Source organism: Streptomyces sp. NPDC060031 (assembly GCF_042736805.1).
Classification (GTDB): domain Bacteria; phylum Actinomycetota; class Actinomycetes; order Streptomycetales; family Streptomycetaceae; genus Streptomyces.
In genome coordinates, this window is the sequence record NZ_JBHWVM010000036.1 from 50,330 (window position 1) to 71,399 (window position 21,070).

At 72.3% G+C, this 21,070-nt stretch carries 19 protein-coding genes and 1 tRNA gene; 13 read left to right on the forward strand and 7 right to left on the reverse strand.

From position 1 onward, the window contains the following. Positions 1 to 22: 22 nt before the first annotated feature. The 5 genes from ACFWB8_RS18255 to ACFWB8_RS18275 all read left to right on the forward strand — a co-directional run bounded on the left by ACFWB8_RS18255 (position 23) and on the right by ACFWB8_RS18275 (position 9,415). Entirely contained in the window at positions 23 to 754 is a 732-nt protein-coding gene (locus ACFWB8_RS18255; RefSeq protein WP_385227420.1) for a VIT1/CCC1 transporter family protein, read from the forward strand. A gap of 318 nt (positions 755 to 1,072) precedes the next feature. Then, positions 1,073 to 5,677, forward strand: a complete 4,605-nt coding sequence (gltB, locus tag ACFWB8_RS18260) for a glutamate synthase large subunit (RefSeq protein ID WP_385227423.1) — start codon at positions 1,073 to 1,075, stop codon at positions 5,675 to 5,677. Beyond that, entirely contained in the window at positions 5,670 to 7,130 is a 1,461-nt protein-coding gene (locus ACFWB8_RS18265) for a glutamate synthase subunit beta (protein ID WP_385227426.1), read from the forward strand. The genes gltB and ACFWB8_RS18265 overlap by 8 nt, the downstream gene beginning before the upstream one ends. Before the next feature lie 184 nt (positions 7,131 to 7,314). Then, on the forward strand, positions 7,315 to 7,764 hold the full coding sequence (locus tag ACFWB8_RS18270) for a GNAT family N-acetyltransferase (protein WP_385227429.1): 450 nt from the start codon (positions 7,315 to 7,317) through the stop codon (positions 7,762 to 7,764). A gap of 325 nt (positions 7,765 to 8,089) precedes the next feature. Further along, on the forward strand, positions 8,090 to 9,415 hold the full coding sequence (locus ACFWB8_RS18275; RefSeq protein ID WP_385227432.1) for a DUF1906 domain-containing protein: 1,326 nt from the start codon (positions 8,090 to 8,092) through the stop codon (positions 9,413 to 9,415). Here ACFWB8_RS18275 and ACFWB8_RS18280 read toward each other — a convergent pair. From ACFWB8_RS18280 to ACFWB8_RS18290, 3 genes are read right to left on the reverse strand one after another with little or no spacing between them, the layout of a single operon-like run. Beyond that, positions 9,408 to 9,926 (reverse strand): pyridoxamine 5'-phosphate oxidase family protein, encoded by a 519-nt coding sequence (locus tag ACFWB8_RS18280; RefSeq protein ID WP_385227435.1) that lies wholly within the window; start codon positions 9,924 to 9,926, stop codon positions 9,408 to 9,410. The two genes, ACFWB8_RS18275 and ACFWB8_RS18280, sit on opposite strands and share 8 nt — an antisense overlap. Positions 9,927 to 9,946: 20 nt before the next feature. Then, positions 9,947 to 10,675, reverse strand: coding sequence for a VWA domain-containing protein (locus ACFWB8_RS18285; RefSeq protein WP_385227438.1), 729 nt, complete (start codon positions 10,673 to 10,675; stop codon positions 9,947 to 9,949). A gap of 35 nt (positions 10,676 to 10,710) precedes the next feature. After that, complete coding sequence (locus ACFWB8_RS18290) at positions 10,711 to 11,340, reverse strand: PadR family transcriptional regulator (RefSeq protein WP_385227479.1); 630 nt, start codon at positions 11,338 to 11,340, stop codon at positions 10,711 to 10,713. 87 nt (positions 11,341 to 11,427) lie between these two features. Between ACFWB8_RS18290 and ACFWB8_RS18295 the strand changes: the two genes are divergently transcribed. Further along, positions 11,428 to 12,156: an SDR family NAD(P)-dependent oxidoreductase gene (locus ACFWB8_RS18295; protein ID WP_385227441.1), complete on the forward strand. Its 729-nt coding sequence runs from the start codon at positions 11,428 to 11,430 to the stop codon at positions 12,154 to 12,156. Between the two features lie 37 nt (positions 12,157 to 12,193). Here the strand turns inward: ACFWB8_RS18295 and ACFWB8_RS18300 are convergent. After that, positions 12,194 to 12,268, reverse strand: a tRNA-Val gene (locus tag ACFWB8_RS18300). Between the two features lie 115 nt (positions 12,269 to 12,383). Here ACFWB8_RS18300 and ACFWB8_RS18305 point away from each other — a divergent pair. After that, a complete protein-coding gene (locus ACFWB8_RS18305; protein WP_385227444.1) occupies positions 12,384 to 12,548 on the forward strand; it encodes a hypothetical protein in 165 nt (54 codons plus the stop codon). Positions 12,549 to 12,580: 32 nt separating this feature from the next. Further along, positions 12,581 to 13,342 (forward strand): class I SAM-dependent methyltransferase, encoded by a 762-nt coding sequence (locus ACFWB8_RS18310; protein WP_385227447.1) that lies wholly within the window; start codon positions 12,581 to 12,583, stop codon positions 13,340 to 13,342. Positions 13,343 to 13,361: 19 nt separating this feature from the next. Here ACFWB8_RS18310 and ACFWB8_RS18315 read toward each other — a convergent pair whose 3' ends face one another. Together ACFWB8_RS18315 and ACFWB8_RS18320 are read right to left on the reverse strand one after the other, a co-directional pair. After that, positions 13,362 to 14,363 (reverse strand): acyl-CoA dehydrogenase family protein, encoded by a 1,002-nt coding sequence (locus ACFWB8_RS18315; protein WP_385227450.1) that lies wholly within the window; start codon positions 14,361 to 14,363, stop codon positions 13,362 to 13,364. After that, positions 14,363 to 15,508: an acyl-CoA dehydrogenase family protein gene (locus tag ACFWB8_RS18320; RefSeq protein ID WP_385227453.1), complete on the reverse strand. Its 1,146-nt coding sequence runs from the start codon at positions 15,506 to 15,508 to the stop codon at positions 14,363 to 14,365. Before ACFWB8_RS18320 ends, ACFWB8_RS18315 begins: the two co-directional genes overlap by 1 nt. 84 nt (positions 15,509 to 15,592) lie before the next feature. Here ACFWB8_RS18320 and ACFWB8_RS18325 point away from each other — a divergent pair, with 84 nt between their 5' ends. From ACFWB8_RS18325 to ACFWB8_RS18335, 3 genes are read left to right on the forward strand one after another with little or no spacing between them, the layout of a single operon-like run. Then, the gene (locus ACFWB8_RS18325; RefSeq protein ID WP_385227456.1) at positions 15,593 to 16,408 is read left to right on the forward strand and encodes an SDR family oxidoreductase; all 816 of its coding nucleotides are present in this window, start codon (positions 15,593 to 15,595) and stop codon (positions 16,406 to 16,408) included. Between the two features lie 15 nt (positions 16,409 to 16,423). Next, on the forward strand, positions 16,424 to 17,050 hold the full coding sequence (locus ACFWB8_RS18330; RefSeq protein WP_385227458.1) for a TetR/AcrR family transcriptional regulator: 627 nt from the start codon (positions 16,424 to 16,426) through the stop codon (positions 17,048 to 17,050). A gap of 21 nt (positions 17,051 to 17,071) precedes the next feature. Further along, positions 17,072 to 18,229 carry an acetyl-CoA C-acetyltransferase gene (locus tag ACFWB8_RS18335; RefSeq protein WP_385227461.1) on the forward strand — a complete coding sequence of 386 codons (1,158 nt, stop codon included), beginning with the start codon at positions 17,072 to 17,074 and terminating at the stop codon, positions 18,227 to 18,229. A gap of 28 nt (positions 18,230 to 18,257) precedes the next feature. On the opposite strand, the gene ACFWB8_RS18340 is transcribed toward ACFWB8_RS18335, so the two are convergent. Next, positions 18,258 to 18,896, reverse strand: a complete 639-nt coding sequence (locus ACFWB8_RS18340; RefSeq protein ID WP_385227464.1) for an SIMPL domain-containing protein — start codon at positions 18,894 to 18,896, stop codon at positions 18,258 to 18,260. Positions 18,897 to 19,287: 391 nt separating this feature from the next. Between ACFWB8_RS18340 and ACFWB8_RS18345 the strand changes: the two genes are divergently transcribed. After that, the gene (locus ACFWB8_RS18345; protein WP_112447913.1) at positions 19,288 to 19,491 is read left to right on the forward strand and encodes a cold-shock protein; all 204 of its coding nucleotides are present in this window, start codon (positions 19,288 to 19,290) and stop codon (positions 19,489 to 19,491) included. Positions 19,492 to 19,595: 104 nt separating this feature from the next. Next, positions 19,596 to 21,070: DEAD/DEAH box helicase (locus ACFWB8_RS18350; RefSeq protein WP_385227467.1), on the forward strand; the 1,475-nt coding region annotated here is incomplete at its 3' end.

Sequence of the window (21,070 nt, forward strand, 5' to 3'; positions counted from 1 at the left end):
TACAAAAGGGGAGAAAGCCGCCATGTCCATCATCGACATCGAAGCACCGCTGCACACCGCCCACCGCGACAACCACACCCACCGCGACGTCAACGGCGGATGGCTGCGGCCGGCCGTTTTCGGTGCGATGGACGGACTCGTCTCGAACCTCGCCCTGATGACCGGTGTGGCCGGCGGCACCGTCGCCCCGCACACCATCGTGGTCACCGGGCTGGCCGGCCTCGCCGCGGGCGCCTTCTCGATGGCGGCCGGAGAGTACACCTCGGTCGCCTCGCAGCGTGAGCTCGTCTTGGCCGAACTCGACATAGAACGCCAGCAGTTGCTGGGGCACCCGATCGACGAGATGGAGGAGCTCGCCGAGCTCTACGTCTCGCGCGGGGTCGAGCCGGCGCTGGCCCGCGAGGTGGCCGTGCAGCTGTCCCGCGACCCCGAGCAGGCGCTGGAGATCCACGCCCGGGAGGAGCTCGGGATCGACCCCGACGACCTGCCGTCGCCGCTGGTCGCGGCCGTGTCCTCCTTCGGGTCCTTCGCGCTGGGCGCGCTGCTCCCCGTACTGCCGTACCTGCTCGGCGCCACGAGCCTGTGGCCCGCGGTGCTGCTGGCCCTGGTGGGGCTCTTCGCCTGCGGCGCGGTCGTTTCCCGGGTCACCGCCAGGTCCTGGTGGTACAGCGGTCTGCGGCAGCTCGTCCTGGGTGGCGCGGCCGCGGGTGTGACGTACATCCTGGGAACCTGGATCGGCGGAGCCATAGGCTGACCACGCTGGGAGTGAGACACTATGCGGCACGCAACATAAGTAGTCAGTTACTCGGCGGTTTCGATCCCATGTCCGCCGGGCATCAGACCAGGGCGCTGCGGGCAACGAGGCCCACCCGCGTCGGGACCTTCGCCCCGTGGTCGATTCCACCCCACCTGCGAAAGTCCCCTCTTTTCTGCTTCGTGCAGTGTCCGCATGCTGGAATGGCATATCCGCTTCTCGGGATTGTCGTCATCATGTAATCTGCACGAAATTTCGCAGAGGGCCAACGTCGTCCCTCGGCTATGCACATATGCCACGACGACGACGGGAGAGCCGATGCGTTCCGCATCCACGCACTCCGCGACCGGCCTCAGCAACACCGCCTGGTCGCCCATGGACGGTCGCCCCGCCCAGCAGGGCATGTACGACCCGCGCAACGAGAAGGACGCCTGTGGCGTCGGTTTCGTGGCGAACCTCACCGGCGAGGCGACCCACACGCTCGTCGAGCAGGCGCTGACCGTATTGCGGAACCTTGAGCACCGAGGCGCCACCGGATCCGAGCCCGACTCGGGCGACGGCGCCGGAATCCTCTCCCAGGTGCCGGACGCGTTCCTGCGCGAGGTCACCGGATTCGAGCTTCCCGCGGCCGGCGCGTACGCCGTCGGTATCGCCTTCCTCCCCGCCGACGGCACCGCACAGGCCGTCGCCGTGGAGCAGATCGAGGCCATCGCCGCCGAGGAGAACCTGACGGTCCTCGGCTGGCGCGAGGTCCCGGTGACGCCGGACCTGCTCGGCAACGGCGCCCGCGCCACCATGCCGGCCTTCTCGCAGCTGTTCGTGTCCGGTGGAGGCACCAGCGGCATCGAGCTGGACCGCAAGGCCTTCGTGCTGCGCAAGCGCGCCGAGCGCGAGGCCGGGGTCTACTTCCCGTCGCTCTCCGCACGCACCATCGTCTACAAGGGCATGCTGACCACCGGCCAGCTGGAGCCCTTCTTCCCGGACCTCTCCGACCGCCGCTTCGCCTCCACGCTCGCGCTGGTCCACTCGCGGTTCTCGACGAACACCTTCCCGTCCTGGCCGCTCGCCCACCCGTACCGCTTCGTCGCGCACAACGGCGAGATCAACACGGTCAAGGGCAACCGCAACTGGATGAAGGCCCGCGAGTCCCAGCTGGTGTCGGACGCCTTCGGCGAGGGCGCACTGGACCGGATCTTCCCGATCTGCACCCCGGACGCCTCCGACTCCGCCTCCTTCGACGAGGTCCTGGAGCTGCTCCACCTCGGCGGCCGCTCCCTGCCGCACAGCGTGCTGATGATGATCCCCGAGGCGTGGGAGAACCACACCTCGATGGACCCGGCCCGCCGCGCGTTCTACAAGTACCACTCCACGCAGATGGAGCCCTGGGACGGCCCGGCCTGCGTCACCTTCACCGACGGCACCCAGGTCGGCGCGGTCCTCGACCGCAACGGCCTGCGCCCCGGCCGCTACTGGGTCACCGACGACGGCCTCGTGGTCCTCGGCTCCGAGGTCGGCGTGCTCGACATCGACCCGGCCAAGGTCGTCCGCAAGGGCCGCCTGCAGCCCGGCAAGATGTTCCTCGTCGACACCGCCCAGAAGCGGATCATCGAGGACGACGAGATCAAGTCCGAGCTCGCCGGCGCCGCTCCGTACGCCGAATGGCTGGAGACCGGCGAGATCGAGCTGTCGGACCTGCCCGAGCGCGAGCACATCGTCCACACCCACGCCTCGGTCACCCGCCGCCAGCAGACCTTCGGCTACACCGAGGAAGAGCTGCGCGTCATCCTCGCGCCGATGGCCCGTACCGCCGGCGAGCCGCTCGGCTCCATGGGTACGGACTCCCCGATCGCGGCCCTGTCCGAGCGCCCGCGGCTGCTCTTCGACTACTTCACGCAGCTCTTCGCGCAGGTCACCAACCCGCCGCTGGACGCCATCCGCGAGGAGCTCGTCACCTCGCTGCTGTCCTCGCTCGGCCCCCAGGGCAACCTGCTGGAGCCGAACGCCGCGTCCTGTCGCAGCGTCACCCTGCCCTTCCCGGTGATCGACAACGACGAGCTCGCCAAGCTGATACACGTCAACGCCGACGGCGACATGCCGGGGATGAAGGCGGCCACCCTCTCGGGCCTCTACCGGGTCTCGGGCGGCGGCGACGCGCTGGCCGCGCGGATCGCGGAGATCCGCGCCGAGGCCGACGCGGCCATCGAGAACGGCGCCCGCCTGATCGTCCTCTCGGACCGCCACTCGGACGCCGAGCACGCGCCGATCCCGTCGCTGCTGCTCACCTCCGCCGTGCACCACCACCTCATCGCCACCAAGCAGCGCACCCAGGTGGGCCTGCTGGTCGAGGCCGGCGACGTCCGCGAGGTCCACCACGTCGCGCTGCTCATCGGCTACGGCGCCGCCGCCGTGAACCCGTACCTCGCCATGGAGTCCGTCGAGGACCTGCTGCGCGCGGGCACCTTCCTGTCCGGCCTGGAGCCGGAGCAGGCCATCAAGAACCTGATCTACGCGCTCGGCAAGGGCGTCCTGAAGGTCATGTCCAAGATGGGCATCTCCACCGTCGCCTCCTACCGCGGCGCCCAGGTCTTCGAGGCCGTCGGCCTGAACGACGAGTTCGTCGAGACCTACTTCAACGGCACCGCCACCAAGATCGGCGGCGCCGGCCTGGACGTCATCGCCAAGGAGGTGGCCGCGCGCCACGCCAAGGCGTACCCGGCCTCCGGCATCGCGGCCACGCACCGCGCGCTGGAGATCGGCGGCGAGTACCAGTGGCGCCGCGAGGGCGAGCCGCACCTGTTCGACCCGGAGACGGTCTTCCGCCTCCAGCACGCCACCCGCAACCGCCGGTACGACATCTTCAAGCAGTACACGGACCGGGTGAACGAGCAGTCCGAGCGCCTGATGACGCTCCGCGGGCTCTTCGGCTTCAAGAGTGAGGACCGGCCGTCGATCTCCGTCGACGAGGTCGAGTCGGTCGCCGACATCGTCAAGCGCTTCTCCACCGGCGCCATGTCGTACGGCTCCATCTCCAAGGAGGCGCACGAGACCCTCGCCATCGCCATGAACCAGTTGGGCGCCAAGTCCAACACCGGTGAGGGCGGCGAGGACCCGGACCGCCTGTACGACCCGGCGCGCCGCTCCTCCATCAAGCAGGTCGCCTCCGGCCGCTTCGGTGTCACGAGCGAGTACCTGGTCAACGCGGACGACATCCAGATCAAGATGGCCCAGGGCGCCAAGCCCGGCGAGGGCGGCCAGCTGCCCGGCCACAAGGTCTACCCGTGGGTCGCCAAGACCCGGCACTCCACCCCGGGCGTCGGCCTGATCTCCCCGCCGCCGCACCACGACATCTACTCCATCGAGGACCTGGCTCAGCTGATCCACGACCTCAAGAACGCCAACCCGGTCGCCCGCATCCACGTGAAGCTGGTCTCCGAGGTCGGCGTGGGCACCGTCGCGGCGGGCGTCTCCAAGGCGCACGCGGACGTCGTCCTCATCTCCGGCCACGACGGCGGTACGGGCGCCTCCCCGCTCACCTCGCTGAAGCACGCGGGCGGCCCCTGGGAGCTCGGCCTCGCCGAGACCCAGCAGACCCTGCTGCTCAACGGGCTGCGCGACCGCATCGTGGTCCAGACGGACGGCCAGCTCAAGACCGGCCGCGACGTGGTCATCGCCGCGCTGCTCGGCGCCGAGGAGTTCGGTTTCGCGACCGCGCCGCTCGTCGTCTCCGGCTGCGTCATGATGCGCGTCTGCCACCTGGACACCTGCCCGGTCGGCATCGCCACCCAGAACCCGGTCCTGCGCGACCGGTTCTCCGGCAAGCCCGAGTTCGTCGTCAACTTCTTCGAGTTCATCGCGCAGGAGGTGCGCGAGCTCCTCGCCGAGCTGGGCTTCCGCTCGATCGAGGAGGCCGTCGGTCATGCCGAGCTGCTCGACACCAGCAAGGCCGTCACGCACTGGAAGGCGCAGGGCCTCGACCTCGAGCCCCTCTTCTACGTGCCCGAGCTGCCCGACGGTGCGGTCCGCCACGCCCTGATCGAGCAGGACCACGGTCTGGCCAAGGCCCTCGACAACGAGCTCATCGAGCTCGCGGCCGACGCGCTGAACGCCGACTCCGCCGAGAGCGCCCAGCCGGTCCGCGCCCAGGTCGCGATCCGCAACATCAACCGGACCGTCGGCACCATGCTCGGCCACCACGTCACCAAGAAGTTCGGTGGCGCGGGCCTGCCCGACAACACCATCGACCTGACCTTCACGGGCAGCGCCGGCCAGTCCTTCGGCGCCTTCCTGCCGAGCGGCATCACCCTGCGCCTGGAGGGCGACGCCAACGACTACGTCGGCAAGGGCCTCTCCGGCGGCCGTGTCGTGGTCCGCCCGGACCGCGGCGCCGACCACCTCGCCGAGTACTCCACCATCGCCGGCAACACCATCGGCTACGGAGCCACCGGCGGCGAGATGTTCCTGCGCGGCCGCACCGGCGAGCGCTTCTGCGTCCGCAACTCGGGTGCCCTGGTCGTCTCGGAGGGCGTGGGCGACCACGGCTGCGAGTACATGACCGGTGGCCACGCCGTCGTCCTGGGCGAGACGGGCCGCAACTTCGCGGCCGGCATGTCGGGCGGCGTCGCGTACGTCATCGACCTCGACCCCGACAACGTCAACGTCGGCAACGCGGGCGCCGTCGAGACCGTCCTGTCCGACGCGGACAAGCAGTGGCTGCACGATGTGGTGCGCCGCCACGAGGAGGAGACCGGCTCGACCGTGGCCGCGAAGCTCCTGGCTGACTGGTCCGTCGCGGTGGACCGCTTCAGCAAGATCATCCCGACCGCGTACAAGGCAGTGCTCGCCGCCAAGGACGCCGCTGAGCTGGCCGGACTCTCGGAGTCCGAGACCACCGAGAAGATGATGGAGGCGGCGACCAATGGCTGACCCGAAGGGCTTCCTCACCACCCCGCGCGAGACCGCCTGCACCCGTCCCGTGGCCGACCGGCTGAAGGACTGGAACGAGGTCTACGTCCCGGGCTCGCTGCTCCCGGTCATCAGCAAGCAGGCCGGGCGCTGCATGGACTGCGGCATCCCGTTCTGTCACAACGGCTGCCCGCTCGGGAACCTGATCCCGGAGTGGAACGACTTCGCGTACCGCGAGGACTGGACCGCCGCCTCGGAGCGTCTGCACGCGACGAACAACTTCCCGGAGTTCACGGGCCGCCTGTGCCCCGCTCCGTGCGAGTCGGCGTGCGTGCTGGGCATCAACCAGCCGGCCGTCACGATCAAGAACGTCGAAGTCTCGATCATCGACAAGGCCTGGGACAACGGCGACGTCACCCCGCAGCCGCCGGAGCGCCTGTCCGGCAAGACCGTGGCCGTCATCGGCTCCGGTCCGGCCGGTCTGGCCGCCGCCCAGCAGCTGACGCGGGCCGGCCACACGGTCGCCGTGTACGAGCGGGCGGACCGCATCGGCGGCCTGCTGCGCTACGGCATCCCCGAGTTCAAGATGGAGAAGGTGCACATCAACCGCCGCATCGAGCAGATGCGCGCGGAGGGCACCAAGTTCCGTACCGGCGTGGAGATCGGCCGCGACCTGGACGCCGTCAAGCTGCGCAAGCGGTACGACGCCGTCGTGATCGCGGCGGGCGCCACGGTCTCCCGGGACCTGCCGGTCCCGGGCCGTGAGCTGCGCGGGATCCACTTCGCGATGGAGTACCTCCCCCTCGCGAACAAGGTCCAGGAGGGCGACTTCGTGGCGCCCCCCATCACGGCCGAGGGCAAGCACGTGGTCGTCATCGGCGGCGGCGACACCGGCGCGGACTGCGTGGGCACCGCCCACCGCCAGGGCGCGGCCTCGGTCACGCAGCTGGAGATCATGCCGAAGCCGTCCGAGGACCGCCCCACGGGGCAGCCCTGGCCGACGTTCCCGATGCTGTACAAGGTCACCTCGGCGCACGAGGAGGGCGGCGAGCGGGTCTACTCCGTCTCCACCACCCACTTCGAGGGCGACGAGGACGGCAACGTCCAGGCCCTGCACCTGGTCGAGGTCGAGTTCGTCGACGGCAAGCTCGTCCAGAAGCCCGGCACCGAGCGCGTCCTCCCCGCGCAGCTGGTCACCCTGGCGATGGGCTTCACCGGCACCGACCAGGCCAACGGCCTGGTGGGCCAGTTCGGCCTGGAGCTGGACGCCCGCGGCAACGTCGTCCGCGACGCGTCCTACGCGACCAACGTCGACGGCGTCTTCGTCGCCGGCGACGCGGGCCGCGGCCAGTCGCTCATCGTCTGGGCCATCGCGGAAGGCCGCTCGGCCGCCCGCGGCGTGGACCGCTTCCTGACCGGCACCAGCGCCCTCCCGTACCCGGTCAAGCCGACGGACCGCTCCCTGACGGTGTAGCCCGTCACCCCCTCCCTCGGGAGGACCCCTCATACGGTCCGTACAACGGCGTACGGAACTCTGACACCGCGCCCGCCATGTCCCCGACCAGGGATGGCGGGCGCGGTGGCGTTCGGGGCCGCGCCCCGGGTCCGGTCGGGGGCTCGCCCTCCGCCGGCGACGAGGCCCTTGGGATAGTGGCCGGATGGATGTCGAGGTCAGGGCGCCGCGGGGCGGGGATGTCGAAGTGCTCGCCGAGTTGCGGGCCGAGGTCATGCGGGGGGATCTGGAGCGGCTCGGGCGCTACGACGAGCGCCGGGTGCGGCAGCGGCTGCTGGACTCGTTCTCCGCCGAGCATTCGTCCGTGCTCGTGGCGCGCGGGCAGGTGGTCGGGTGCTTCACCGTGCGGCCCGACGGGGACGGTCTGCTGCTGGAGCACTTCATCGTGGCGGCGGAGCACCAGGGGCGGGGGATCGGCTCCCGGGTGCTGCGCGGGGTGCTGGAGCGGGCCGACGCACAGGGGGTGGACGTACGGCTCAACGTGCTGCGGGGGCCCTCGCCGTCGCCGGCATGGTCGGCGGCGACCAGCGGCTGCGGATCGCCCAGCTCACGGCCCGCCTCGACGGGGCCGAGCTCGATTCGCTCGTGCGGGTGACGCACGCCGAGGGGCTGTGGGAAGCGCTGCTGCCGCTCGTCGCGCTGCTCGGCGAGGAGGACCGGCTCGCGGTGGCCCGCCTCGACTCGCTGCGCGACCCCCGGGTGCTGGCCGGTGCTGCCGCTGGTCGAACTCATGGAGGAGCCGGGCAAGGAACGGATCTTCGCCCTCCCCGCCTTCGCGGACCCACAGGGGGGATGGGAGGAGGGCTCGCGGAAGGGCTGGCGGGAGGACCGGGGACGGGGCGCCGACTGCTCCATACGGACCATCTGCGCGTGCGGCCGCCGCAGTTGAGGGGCCCCGCCGTCTGGTAACAGTGGGTCACATGCCCTCCCGTACGCTGCTTCGCTGCCTGCTGGGCGCCGCCCTGCTGATCCCCGCCGCGGCCGGCCTCCCCGCGCACACCGCCCGCGCCGCCCTCGGCGACGGCCGCCCCGTCGACTACCGCGGGCTGCGCCTGTCCGTCCCCGCCGACTGGCGGGTCATCGACCTCGACCGCAACCCCGGCGCCTGCCTGCGCCTCGACCTGCCCACCCTCTACCTCGGGCACGCCGGCGCCCAGAGCGAGTGCACCACCGGCCGCGCCGTCGCCGCCCGCGCCGACACCCTGCACCTGGAGCCCCTCGACGGGGCCCCGCCGCGCGCCGACATCCCCACCCTCGCGGTCGACGGCGGGGCAGAACTGCCGCCGGTCCAGGGCGGCAGCAACGAGCTGCGGTACGCCCTGCGCCGCTCCGGGCTGATGGCCACCGTCTCGTACGGGGTCTCGCCCGACGCGGTACGAGCGGTCCTGGCGCGGGCCCGCACGGCGGCGGGCGGCCACGTCGGCCCGGGCCCCGGGTCCAGGCCCGGCCCCGGCCCCGGCCCCGTCGTCGCCGAGCCGGCCGTCGCCGCCGGCCCGGGCCCCCGTACCGCCCAGGAACCCTTCACCGGCGAGGGCTTCGACGCCTGCACCGCGCCCACCCAGCGGTCGATGGACACCTGGCGGGCCGACTCCCCCTTCGGAGCCGTCGGCATCTACATCGGCGGCCGCGCCCGGGCCTGCGCCCAGCCGCGGCTCACGGCCGACTGGGTCCGCCGCCAAGCGGAGGCGGGCTGGCACCTGATGCCGATCTGGGTCGGCCCGCAGCCCTGGCGCAGCAGCAGCACCGGCCTGTCCTCCGACCCCTCCCAGGCCAACGACCAGGGCCGGGCCGAGGCCGACGGCGCCGTGGACGCGGCCCGGAACCTGGGTCTGGAGGAGGGCACGGTCCTCTACAACGACCTGGAGAACTACACGGACCGGGCCACCTGGGACGCCCCGGTCGTCGCCTACCTCACGGCCTGGACGGTCCGGCTGCACGAGCTGAACTACGGCGCGGCGGCCTACGTCTCGGCGAGCTCCGGGGTCAAGGCGCTGAGCGCCCACTACGAACAGGCCCCGCAGGCCATGCCGGACGTGCTGTGGGTCGCCCGCTGGAACGGCGCGGCCTCCGTCTCGGACGCCGACATGGGCCTGCCCACCGGCACCCGCCAATGGGCCGGTCCACGCCGCGCCCACCAATTCCGCGGCGACCACGACGCCTCCTACGGCGGCGTCACGATCAACATCGACCGCAACTGGGTGGACGTGGCCCCCGCCGCCTCCACCCCTGCCGGCCCCCTCAGCTGACGGACCCGGCGGGCTCCTCCCGCGGCGGCTCGTCGTCGTTGCCGCGGCGGATCGTGCGCAGGCCGTGGGGCGGGGTCCAGGCGGTGACCACCAGGTCGTCGCCCTCGACGGCGATGCGGACCACCTCCGTCAGATCCGCGTGGAAGAGGTGGAACGGGTGCGGGGAGTCGGTCTCCTCCGCGTACCGGTGCAGCTCGGGCGGGTCCACGATCTCCACCGCACGCCCGGAGATCCGTACGTCCCCGTCCGGCATCGTCTCGCCCTCGCCGGGATTGGTGTGCAGCGCGAAGCGCGGGTCGCGCTGCAAGTCCCTGGCCTTCATCGAGCCCGGCATCATGCCCAGCCACAGCTCACCGCCGCGGAAGTCGACATTCAGCCCGGCCACGCGCGGGGAGCCGTCCTTGCGCAGGGTGGCGAGGACGTGGTGCGGGTACTGCGCGAAACGGGCCTGGACGGCCGCCGCGAACTCCGGCTCCGCCTTCTCGAACGCTGCCCAGTTGTTCGTCGTCATGTCCCCATGAAAGCACCGTGTCAGGCGCGGACGATGCCTGCCGCCCGGGCCGCGGCCAGCCAAGACGGGAACTCCGCGACCAGCCGGTCGTACAGTTCCGCGTCCGGCACGGCCCGCGGATCGGGGCCGGCGTGGAAGTAGCCCGCGTTGTCCACCGGCCGCCTGGCCGGGACGGGCAGTTCGTCCAGGCGGCGCAGGAAGTCGAACTGCGAGCTGCGCGTGTTGCCGAAGCCGACGAACTGCCAGAACAGCGGCAGCCGGGCCGCCTTGCACAGGTATTTCTCCGCGGCGAGCTTGTTCACGGGCCCGCCGTCCGTCTGGAAGACCACCAGGGCCGGGGCCGTGGAACCGGAGTCCAGGTAGTGGTCGATCACCGCGTCCATGGCCAGGTGGTAGGCCGTCTTGCCCATGTGCCCGAGGCCGGCGGCGATCGCGGTGACCCGCCCCTCGTGCCCGGCGAGGGAGATCTCCTCCACCGCGTCGACGTCCGTGGAGAAGAAGACCACCGGGACCCGGGCGTCGTCGTCGAGGTGAGCGGACAGCCCCAGCACCCGGTCCGCGAGGGCCTGCACGCTGCCGTCCTCGTAGTACGGGCGCATCGACCCCGAGTAGTCCAGCACCAGGTAGACCGCCGCGCGCCCGCCCTCCAGGCCGTGTTTGCGCAGCGAGACCCCGGCGCTCTTGTAGAGGTTCACGAGAGCCGGAGCGGTCTCTTGCATCTTGCGGAGGTCTGTCGCACTGCCCGTCATGGGCCCGAGGGTACGGCCGCCGGGCGGCGGACCCCTTACGGGCGCTCGCCCTGCTCACCCTGCTCGGCGGCGGCGGCGGAGGAGGCCGCTGCCGCCAGCGCCTCGATGTCCTCCAGCATGGCGGCCGCGAGGTCGCGCTCCGAGGCGTAGTGGCGCTCGGCCCACTTGAGGGTGAGCGCCGGGTACGCCCACGCGGCCTCGCCCTGGACGCTCTCCGCGTCGGCCACCGCCCGCAGGCGCATGTCCTCCGCGAACTCCTGGTGCCGTACGAGGACTTCGCGCATCTGCTCCGGTTCCAGGAGGTGGCCCAGCCACAGCCGCAGCATCGGCCCGTGCTTGAGCACCGGCGGGTCGACGGGCGCCGCGCGCGCCCATTCCCGTACGGCGGCCATGCCCTCGCCGGTGATCCGGTAGACGCGCTTGTCGCGGGTCCCGGTCTCCTGGGCGACCAGGCGGGAGGAGGCGTAACCGGCCGTCTCCAGGCGCTTGAGCTCGCTGTAGATCTGACTGAAGGACGGGCTCCAGTAGAAGAAGCGCAGCGAGAGGTCCGCCCACTTCTTCAGGTCGTAGCCGGAGAGCTCCTCCCCGAAGGAGAGGAGTCCCAGCACCGCCCAGCCGGTCGCGGGGAGCGTGCGCCTGTTCGTCTCGTCTGCCACGCGGCGCAGTCTATGGCCGGGGGTTCGTGCGGCCCCTTCCTCCCGTGAGATATGACTGCTAGAAATATGCCTCATCGAAATAGCGAGGGGGTACCCGTGATCTCACTGGCGGGGAAGGTCGTCCTCATCACCGGCGCCGGGCGCGGCCAGGGCGCGGCGGAGGCCCGGCTGTGCGCGGAGGCCGGCGCGCGGGTGGTCGTCACGGACGTACGGGAGGACGAGGGCCGGGCGGTCGCGGCGGAACTGGGCGACCAGGGGCGGTTCGTACGGCACGACGTGGCCGACGAGGCGAGCTGGGCGGAGGTCGTACGGGAGGCCGTGCGCGTCTTCGGCACGGTCTCGGCGCTGGTCAACAACGCGGCGCTGTGGCGCACGGCCCACGTCGAGCAGCAGGGGCTCGCGGACTTCGAGGCGCTGCTGCGGGTCAACCTGCTGGGGCCGTTCCTCGGCATCCAGGCGGTGGCTCCGCTGCTGCGGGAGGCCGGGGGCGGCTCGATCGTGAACATCTCCTCCACGGCCGGGCTCGTCGGCATCCCGGGCCACGCGGCGTACGGGTCGACGAAGTTCGGGCTCCGCGGGCTGACCCGGTCGGCGGCGCTGGACCTGGCGGGGGACCGGATCCGGGTCAACTCGGTGCATCCGGGGGCGATCGACACCCCGATGGTGGCCGAGGCGGTCGCGGGGCGGGACTGGTCGCACGTGCCGCTGGGCCGGATGGGCCGACCGCAGGAGGTCGGGGAGCTGGTCGTCTTCCTCTGCTCCGACACGTCCTCGTACGTGACGGGCACGGAGTTCGCGGTGGACGGCGGGATGACGGCGGGCTGACAGCCGGTTGAGCCCGTATCCGGTGACGGACAAGGGGGGCGGGGCGACCGGATTCGAACCGGCGTCCTCCTCCATGTTGTGCAGGCGCACTACCTCTGTGCTACGACCCCGCCCTTGCCCCGGATCCTACGCACGACCCCGCCGCTCCCGCACCCCGGTTTCCCGGTGCCCGCGGCGGCGGCCCTATCCGCTGGCCACGGCCCGCCGCCACGCCTTAGCGTCACCCCATGTCCACGACTCCCACCTCCACCCTCTGGCGCCCGACGGGCCCCGTCGAGCTGGAGCTGGTCCGCGCCCTCGACCGGCGGGAGCTGTGGGTCCCGGCGGAGGAGCTGGACGAGTTCAACGCGCACATCGTGGGCCGGATCGAGGTCGTGCACGCATTCCGTTGAGACGGGCCGGGGGCGGCGGCGACAATGGGGCCATGCCCTCAGCCGTGCGCGCCCGTTCCTTCGACAAAGCCGCCGCTCTCTACGGGGCCAGCCGGCCCGGGTATCCCGAGGCGTTGTACGACGCCGTCGAGGAGCTGGCCGGGCGGGGGCTCGCCGGGGCGCGCGTGGCCGACGTGGGGGCGGGGACCGGGATCGCGACCGGCGCGATGCGGGCCCGCGGGGCCGAGGTTCTCGCCGTGGAGCCCGGGGACGGCATGGCCGCCGAGTTCCGCCTGGCGCACCCGGACATCCCGATCGTCCGCGGGGACGGGGACCGGCTGCCGCTCGCCGACGGCGGCTTCGACCTCGTCACCTTCGCCCAGTCCTGGCACTGGACGCACCCCGGGCGCTCCGTCCCCGAGGCCCGCCGCGTGCTGCGCCCCGGTGGCGCTCTGGCGCTCTGGTGGAACGACCTGGACGGCGCCGTGCCGTGGATCGCCGAACAGGACGCCCGGATCCGGGAGCTGTTCTCGGCCACCGGAGCCACCTTCCGCGGGCTGCCCGAGGGGCTGGACTTCACCACCCGCGAGGTCCGCTGGTCCCGCCGGATCCCCCTTGAGGCGCACCTGGCCAACCACGCCAGCCACTCCGCCTTCCTGCTGCTCGGCGAGCCCGGCACCCGGGCGTTCATGGACGCCGAACGGGAGCGGCTGAGCCCGCTCTTCCCGGACGGCACGGTCGAGGAGGGCTACGTCGTCAGTCTGGCCGTGGCGATCGCCGACGCCGCCGGCCGAGCCGCAGCGGGCGGCTCGTGAGCACCGCACCCGTCGCGTACTACCGCAGGCGCGCCTCGAGCACCGCCGCCCGGCACTGCGACGGCGTACCCCACGCGTCCCGCAGCGGGCGGGCCTTGCGCAGCCACAGGGAGAGGTCCAGCTCCTGCGTGTAGCCGACCGCGCCGTGCAACTGCAGCGCCGTCATGGCCGCCGCGTACGAGGCCTCGCCCGCCGTGAGCTTCGCCGCCGCGACCTCGCCCGGATCCAGGGTCAGCGCCGCCGCCCACAGCAGCGGCCGGGCGAACTCCAGCCCGAGCAGCGTGTCCGCCAGCCGGTGCTTGACCGCCTGGAAACCGCCGATCGGCGTGCCGAACTGCGTGCGCTGCTTCGCGTACTCCACCGTGCGGGCCAGGAGCGCCTCGCCGACGCCCAGGCACTGGGCCGCCGTCAGCAGCCGCGCCCAGCGGCCGGCCGTCCGTGCCGCCGCCGCCACCCGCGGGCCGGCCGCCAGCACCTCACCCCCGGCCGGGGGCAGCGACAGCCGCCGCGCCGGATCCATGGACGCCAGGAGAGCGCCCCCGCCGCCCCCGCCGCCCGCGCCCCCGGCCAGGCGGAGCTCGTCCGCCCCCGACACCGTGAAGCAGTACGCCGCCGCGTCCGCGTCCACGGCGTACGGGGAACCGCCCGGCAGGGTCAGTGCGGCCGCCGCTTCGCCCGCCACGAGCCCCGGCAGGAACCGCTTCGCCAGTGCCTCGTCCCCCAGCTCGCAGAGCAGCACCGCCGCCGCCGCCGTCTCCACCGCCGGACCCGGCAGCCCCGCCCGGCCCAACTCCACGAAGCCGAGCGACAGTTCCAGCGGCAGCAGCCCGGCCCCGTCGTACGCCTCGTCCGCGGCCAGGGCGAACAGCCCCGTCCGCGCCACCCGGCCCCACAGTGCCCGCCCGGGCCCGTGGTCCCCGGCGCCCCAGGCCCGTACCGCCGCGGGGACGTCCGCCGCCCCGAGCAGGTCGCGCAGCGTGCGGACGAAGTCCGACTGTTCCTCGGTCGGCAGGAAGCGCATCAGCGGCGGCCCTTCGGGAGGCCGAGCAGCCGCTCGGCGATGATGTCGCGCTGGATCTCGTTCGTCCCCGCGTAGATCGGACCGGCCAGCGAGAAGAGCCACGGTTCGGCCCACTCGCCCTCCGCGAGCTCCGCGTCCGGCCCCAGCAGGTCCAGCGCCGTCTCGTGCAGGGCGATGTCGTACTGCGACCAGAACACCTTGTTCAGGCTGGACTCGGCCCCCGTCGCCCCGCCCGCCGCGAAGCGGGAGGCGCCGGCCCAGGTGAACAGCTCGTAGGCGCGCGCCCCGACCACCGCGTCCGCCACCCGGTCCCGCAGCGCGGTGTCGGCCAGGTCCCCGGCCGACTCCCACAGCGCGACGAGCCGCTCCGCGGCCGCCAGGAACCGGCCGGGGGAGCGCAGCGTGAGCCCCCGCTCGTTGCCCGTGGTCGACATCGCGATCCGCCAGCCCTGCCCCGGTTCCCCGATCACGTCCGCGTCCGGTACGAAGACCTCGTCCAGGAACAGCTCCGCGAAGGCCGGCTTCCCGTCGAGCCGCCCGATGGGCCGCACCGTCACCCCCGGCGCGCGCAGGTCGAACATCAGATACGTCAGCCCCTGGTGCGGCTTCGGGGCCTCGGGATCCGTGCGGAAGATGCCGAACGCCCGGTCCGCGAAGGCCGCCCGCGAGGACCAGGTCTTCTGCCCCGACAGCAGCCAGCCGCCCCGCGTGCGCACCGCCCGCGACGTCAGCGAGGCCAGGTCGGAGCCGGACTCCGGCTCCGACCAGGCCTGCGCCCAGATCACCTCGCCGCTGGCCATGGACGGCAGCACCCGCGCCCGCTGCTCGGCCGTCGCGTGGTCGAAGAGGGTCGGCGCGAGCAGGTTGATGCCGTTCTGGGAGACGCGGCCGGGCGCGCCCGCGGCCCAGTACTCCTCCTCGAAGACCAGCCACCGTTCGAGGTCCGCGCCCCGGCCCCCGTACTCCTCGGGCCAGGAGACCACCGACCAGCGGTCCGCGTGCAGCAGGGCCTCCCATTCCCGGTGGGCCGCGAAGCCCTCCCCGGTCTCCAGGGAGGGCAGCGGGACGGCGGGCACGTGCGCGGCCAGCCAGGCGCGCGCCTCGGCCCGGAAGGCCTCCACGTCCGCCGAATGGGTGAGGTCCATCTGGTGTTCGCCTCCTTCGGGGCCGGGACGGCAGGCATCCGCACGTCCTTCCCTAACAAGTGTTTGGTAGGTTAACGTACGGCCATGAGCAGCGTCGAGGACCAAGGAGGCACGGGCATGAACCCGCCCGAGTACATCGCCGGCCACGGCCTGCTGAAGGACCGGGCGGCCGTCGTCACCGCCGCCGCCGGGGCCGGCATCGGCGGGGCCACCGCCCGACGCTTCCTGGAGGAGGGCGCCCGCGTCGTCATCGGCGACGCGCACGCCCGGCGCCTGAAGGAGACCGAGATCGCGCTCGCCGCCGAGTTCGGGGCCGACCGCGTCACCTCCCTCCCGTGCGACGTCACCGACGAGGAGCAGGTCCGGGCCCTCTTCGCGCTCGCCGAACAGACCCACGGCGCCCTCGACATCGTCGTCAACAACGCCGGACTCGGCGGGACCGCCGACCTCGTCGACATGACCGACGAGCAGTGGGGCAAGGTCCTCGACGTCACCCTGAACGGCACCTTCCGCTGCACCCGCGCCGCACTGCGCTCCCTGAGGGCCTCCGGGCGGGGCGGGGTCGTCGTCAACAACGCCTCCGTCGTCGGCTGGCGCGCCCAGACCGGCCAGGCCCACTACGCCGCCGCCAAGGCCGGAGTGATGGCGCTGACCCGCTGCGCGGCGCTGGAGGCCGCCGAGTTCGGCGTACGGGTCAACGCGGTCGCCCCGAGCCTGGCCATGCACCCGCACCTGGTGAAGGTCACCAGCGAGGAACTGCTGCGCGGACTGACCGCCCGCGAGGCCTTCGGCCGGTACGCCGAGCCGTGGGAGGTCGCCAACGTCATCGTCTTCCTGGCCAGCGGCTATTCCTCTTACATGACCGGCGAGACCGTGTCGGTCAGCAGCCAGCGCGCGTAGGCCGAGAATGGACGCGTGCCAACGAACAAGCCGATCCAGAAGAAGAAGCCGCAGGTGACGGCCTCGCCCGAGCGCCGACGGGAGCTCCTCGACACCGCGGCCGAGGTCTTCGCCGCGCAGGGCTACAACGCCACCACCGTCCGTAAGATCGCCGACGCCGCCGGGATGCTCGCCGGCAGCCTCTACTACCACTTCGATTCCAAGGAATCGATGCTCGACGAGATCCTCTCGGCCTTCCTGAACGAGCTGTGGCAGGGCTACGACACCGTCCTCGCCGCCGGTCTCGGCCCCAGGGAGACCATCGAGGCCCTCGTCACCGAGTCCTTCCGGGAGATCGACCGGCACCGCGCCGCCGTCGCGATCTACCAGAAGGAGTCCCGGCACCTGTCGGCCCAGCCCCGCTTCCACTACCTCTCCGACTCGCAGGTGAAGTTCGAGGAGGCGTGGCTGGGGACGCTGGAGCGCGGGGTCGCCGCCCAGGTCTTCCGCGCCGACCTCGACGTCCGCCTCACCTACCGCTTCGTGCGCGACACGGTGTGGGTGGCGGCGTCCTGGTACCGGCCGGGCGGCCGGCACAGCCCCGAGGAGATCGCCCGCCAGTACCTGTCGATGGTGCTGGACGGGATCGCCGTACGCACGTAACCCGGAACCCGAGGAGTCCCGATGCCCGAGGCCTACATAGTCGAAGCGGTACGCACCCCCGTGGGGCGGCGCAAGGGAGGCCTGTCCGCGGTCCACCCGGCCGACCTCGGCGCACACGTCCTGAAGGCACTGGTCGAGCGGTCCGGGGTGGACCCGGCCGCCGTGGAGGACGTGGTCTTCGGCTGCCTCGACACGGTGGGGCCGCAGGCGGGGGACATCGCCCGGACGGCATGGCTGGCGGCGGGCCTGCCGGAAGAGGTCCCGGGCGTCACCATCGACCGCCAGTGCGGGTCCTCGCAACAGGCGGTGCACTTCGCGGCGCAGGGCGTCATGTCCGGCACCCAGGACCTGGTGGTCGCGGGCGGCACCCAGAACATGTCGATGATCCCGATCGCCTTCGCGTCCCGGCAGGCGGCGGAGCCGCTGGGCTTCGCGGAAGGCCCCTACGCGGGTTCGGCGGGCTGGCGGGCCCGGTACGGCGACGCCCCGGTGAACCAGTTCCACGGCGCGCAGCTCATCGCGGAGAAATGGGGGATCTCGCGCCAGGACATGGAGCGCTTCGCCCTGTCCAGCCACCAGCGGGCGGTCCGCGCGATCGACGAGGGACGTTTCGAGCGCGAGATCGTGCCGTACGGAGACGTGGCAGTGGACGAGGGCCCCCGCCGGGACACCACCCTCGAGAAGATGGCGACCCTGAAGCCCGTCCTGGAGGGCGGCACCATCACCGCGGCCGTCTCCTCCCAGGTCTCGGACGGCGCGGCGGCGATGCTGCTGGCCTCCGAGCGGGCGGTACGGGAGCACGGCCTGCGCCCCCGCGCCCGCATCCACCACCTCTCGGTGCGCGGCGAGGACCCGATCCGCATGCTGTCGGCGCCCATCCCGGCCACCGCGTACGCGCTGAAGAAGACGGGCATGGCGCTGGGCGACATCGACCTGGTGGAGATCAACGAGGCCTTCGCCCCGGTGGTGCTGGCCTGGCTGAAGGAGACGGGCGCGGACCCGGCCAGGGTGAACGTGAACGGCGGCGCGATCGCGCTCGGCCATCCGCTGGGCGCGACGGGCGTGAAGCTGATGACGACGCTGCTGCACGAACTGGAGCGCACGGGCGGCCGCTTCGGCCTCCAGACGATGTGCGAGGGCGGCGGCCAGGCCAACGTGACGATCATCGAGCGCCTGTAGCCGGCCCCGGGCCGCCGCCCCGCCGCGGTCAGGGGTGCAGGGCGAAGCCGAGGAGGACGGCGGCCTCGATGCGGACCGAGCCGGGGGAGAGGGTGCCGTCGGATTCGGGGTCCCCGCCCGTGCGGCGGCCGTGGCTGTGGCGGCCCATCGACTCCGGGTCGACGTCCTCGATGTGGATCACCGGGCCCAGCCGCACCCCGCACGCCTCCGCATAGACCTCGGCCTTGCGCCGGGCGGCCGCCACCGCCCGGCGCCGGGCCTCGTCGCGCATCGCGGGCTTGTCGTGGACCTCGAAGTGCACGGCGTCGACGCGGTTCGCGCCGGCCGTGACCGCGTCCTCGATCAGCAGGTCGAGCCGGCCGAGGTCCGCCGTCTGCACGGTGTACGTGGCCATGCAGCAGTAGCCGCGGAAGGTACGTTCCGCCCCGTACCCGTTGTACTGCGACGTCAGCGCCAGGCGTGAACCGGAGACGTCGGAGTCGGGTATGCCGTGTTCCCGCAGGGTGGCCCGCAGTCGGGCCACCGCCGCACCGGCTTCGCTGAAGGCCTCCTTCGGCGTCGGGGCGATGAGGTCGACCGCCAGTTCCACGTGGGCGAGTTCGGGTTCGGCGGACACGCTGCCCGCTCCGAGCACACTGAGCCCCCAGGGCTCCTTGATCGCTGCCATGCGCGGATTCAATCACCGACCCCCGACCGTGCGCGTTCCCCCCGGTTCCGCCGTTCGGGTGAATCCGTACGCGAACGCAGGGGAGGTGCGGCCCGCCGTGGCCGCCACCTCCCCGGAGGGCGCGGATCCTCCTCGGCGCAGGCGGGGCGGGCCTGCCGGGGCTCCGCGCGGCATGGTCGGGGCGGGGGGCCGGCCGCGGGCGGGAGCGGTCGCGACGCAGGTCACACGCCTCCCGCCCCCGTCCCTGACCGACGTGTGCTAGCTTTGAGGCGTTGCAGTTGTGGTACCCATGAACTTTATGTGCGCCTGACGGGAATGCTCCGCAGGCGCTTTTATTGTTTTGCCGGAATCTCCGGATGGGGCCCTTTGCCGCCTATTCAGGAGATTTAAAATGGCACTTGGCACCGTGAAGTGGTTCAACTCGGAAAAGGGCTTCGGCTTCATCGAGCAGGACGGTGGCGGCCCGGACGTCTTCGCCCACTACTCGAACATCGCCACCCAGGGCTTCCGTGAGCTCAACGAGGGCCAGCGCGTGTCCTTCGACGTCACCCAGGGCCAGAAGGGCCCCCAGGCGGAGAACATCCTCCCCGCCTAAGGCATTCAGCACGCCGGGGTCCGCACCGAACAGGTGCGGGCCCCGGCTTGTCTGCTGTCTCGACCATTTGTTTTACCTTGCCGGTTTCAGGAGGGCTTTCTCGCATGACCAGCTCCAGCTCCGCACGACCCAGCCGCCGCCCCACCCGGGGCCGAGGTGCGGCCCAGGGACGTCCGAAGGCTGGCGCGGGACGGCAGAAGTCCGCCCCCGTGGCCAGGCCCCAAGAATTCACCATGCCCGACCCGCTGACCCCGGCCCTGCCGCCGGTCGCAGCGTTCGAGGACATGGGCATGCCCGAGGCGCTGCTGAAGACCCTCGCCGCCCAGGGCGTCACCGAGCCGTTCCCGATCCAGGCCGCGACGCTGCCGAACTCGCTCGCCGGCCGTGACCTGCTCGGCCGCGGCCGTACCGGCTCCGGTAAGACCCTGGCCTTCGGCCTGGCCCTGCTGGCCCGCACCGCCGGGCACCGCTCCCAGCCGAAGATGCCCCTCGCGCTGGTCCTCGTACCGACCCGTGAGCTCGCGCAGCAGGTCACCGACGCCCTGGCCCCGTACGCCACGGCCGTCAACCTGCGCATCGCGACCGTCGTCGGCGGCATGTCGATCAACCGGCAGTCCGGCGCCCTTCGCCGCGGCGCCGAGGTGCTCGTCGCCACTCCCGGCCGCCTGAAGGACCTCATCGACCGCGGTGACGCCGACCTCTCGCAGGTCGCCATCACGGTCCTCGACGAGGCCGACCAGATGACCGACATGGGCTTCATGCCGCAGGTCACCGCCCTGCTCAAGCAGGTCCGGCCCGAGGGCCAGACCATGCTGTTCTCGGCGACGCTGGACAAGAACATCGACAAGCTCGTCAAGATGTTCCTGACCGACCCGGTCGGCCACTCCGTCGACCCGTCGGCCGGTGCGGTCACCACCATGGAGCACCACGTCCTGTACGTCATGGACGAGACCGACAAGAAGGCCGTGGCGACGCGTATAGCCGCCCGCGACGGCCGGGTGATCATGTTCGTGGACACCAAGCGCGGGGTCGACCGCATGGTCAAGAAGCTCCTCGCGGACGGCGTCCGCGCCTCCGGCCTGCACGGCGGGCGCTCGCAGCCGCAGCGCAACCGCACGCTGGACTGGTTCAAGACGGGCGAGGTCACCGCGCTGGTCGCCACCAACGTGGCCGCCCGCGGCATCCACATCGACGACCTCGACCTCGTCGTCAACGTGGACCCGCCCACCGACCACAAGGACTACCTGCACCGCGGCGGCCGTACCGCCCGTGCCGGCGAGTCCGGCAGCGTGGTCACCCTGGTGCTGCCCGACCAGAAGCGGGACATGACCCGCCTGATGTCGGACGCCGGGATCTCCCCGCGCACCGCGCAGATCAAGTCCTCCGACGAGGAGCTGTCCCGGCTGACCGGCGCCAAGGAGCCCTCGGGCATCCCCATCGTGCTGGACGTGCCGCAGCCGACCCCGCCGCGCCAGCGCTCCGCCGGCCAGGCCGGCGGCGGCTCCGGCGGTGGCGCGCGCCGCCGCTCGGGCGGTCCGCGTACCGGCTCCGCAGCGGGCGCGGCCCCGGCCGCCGGTGG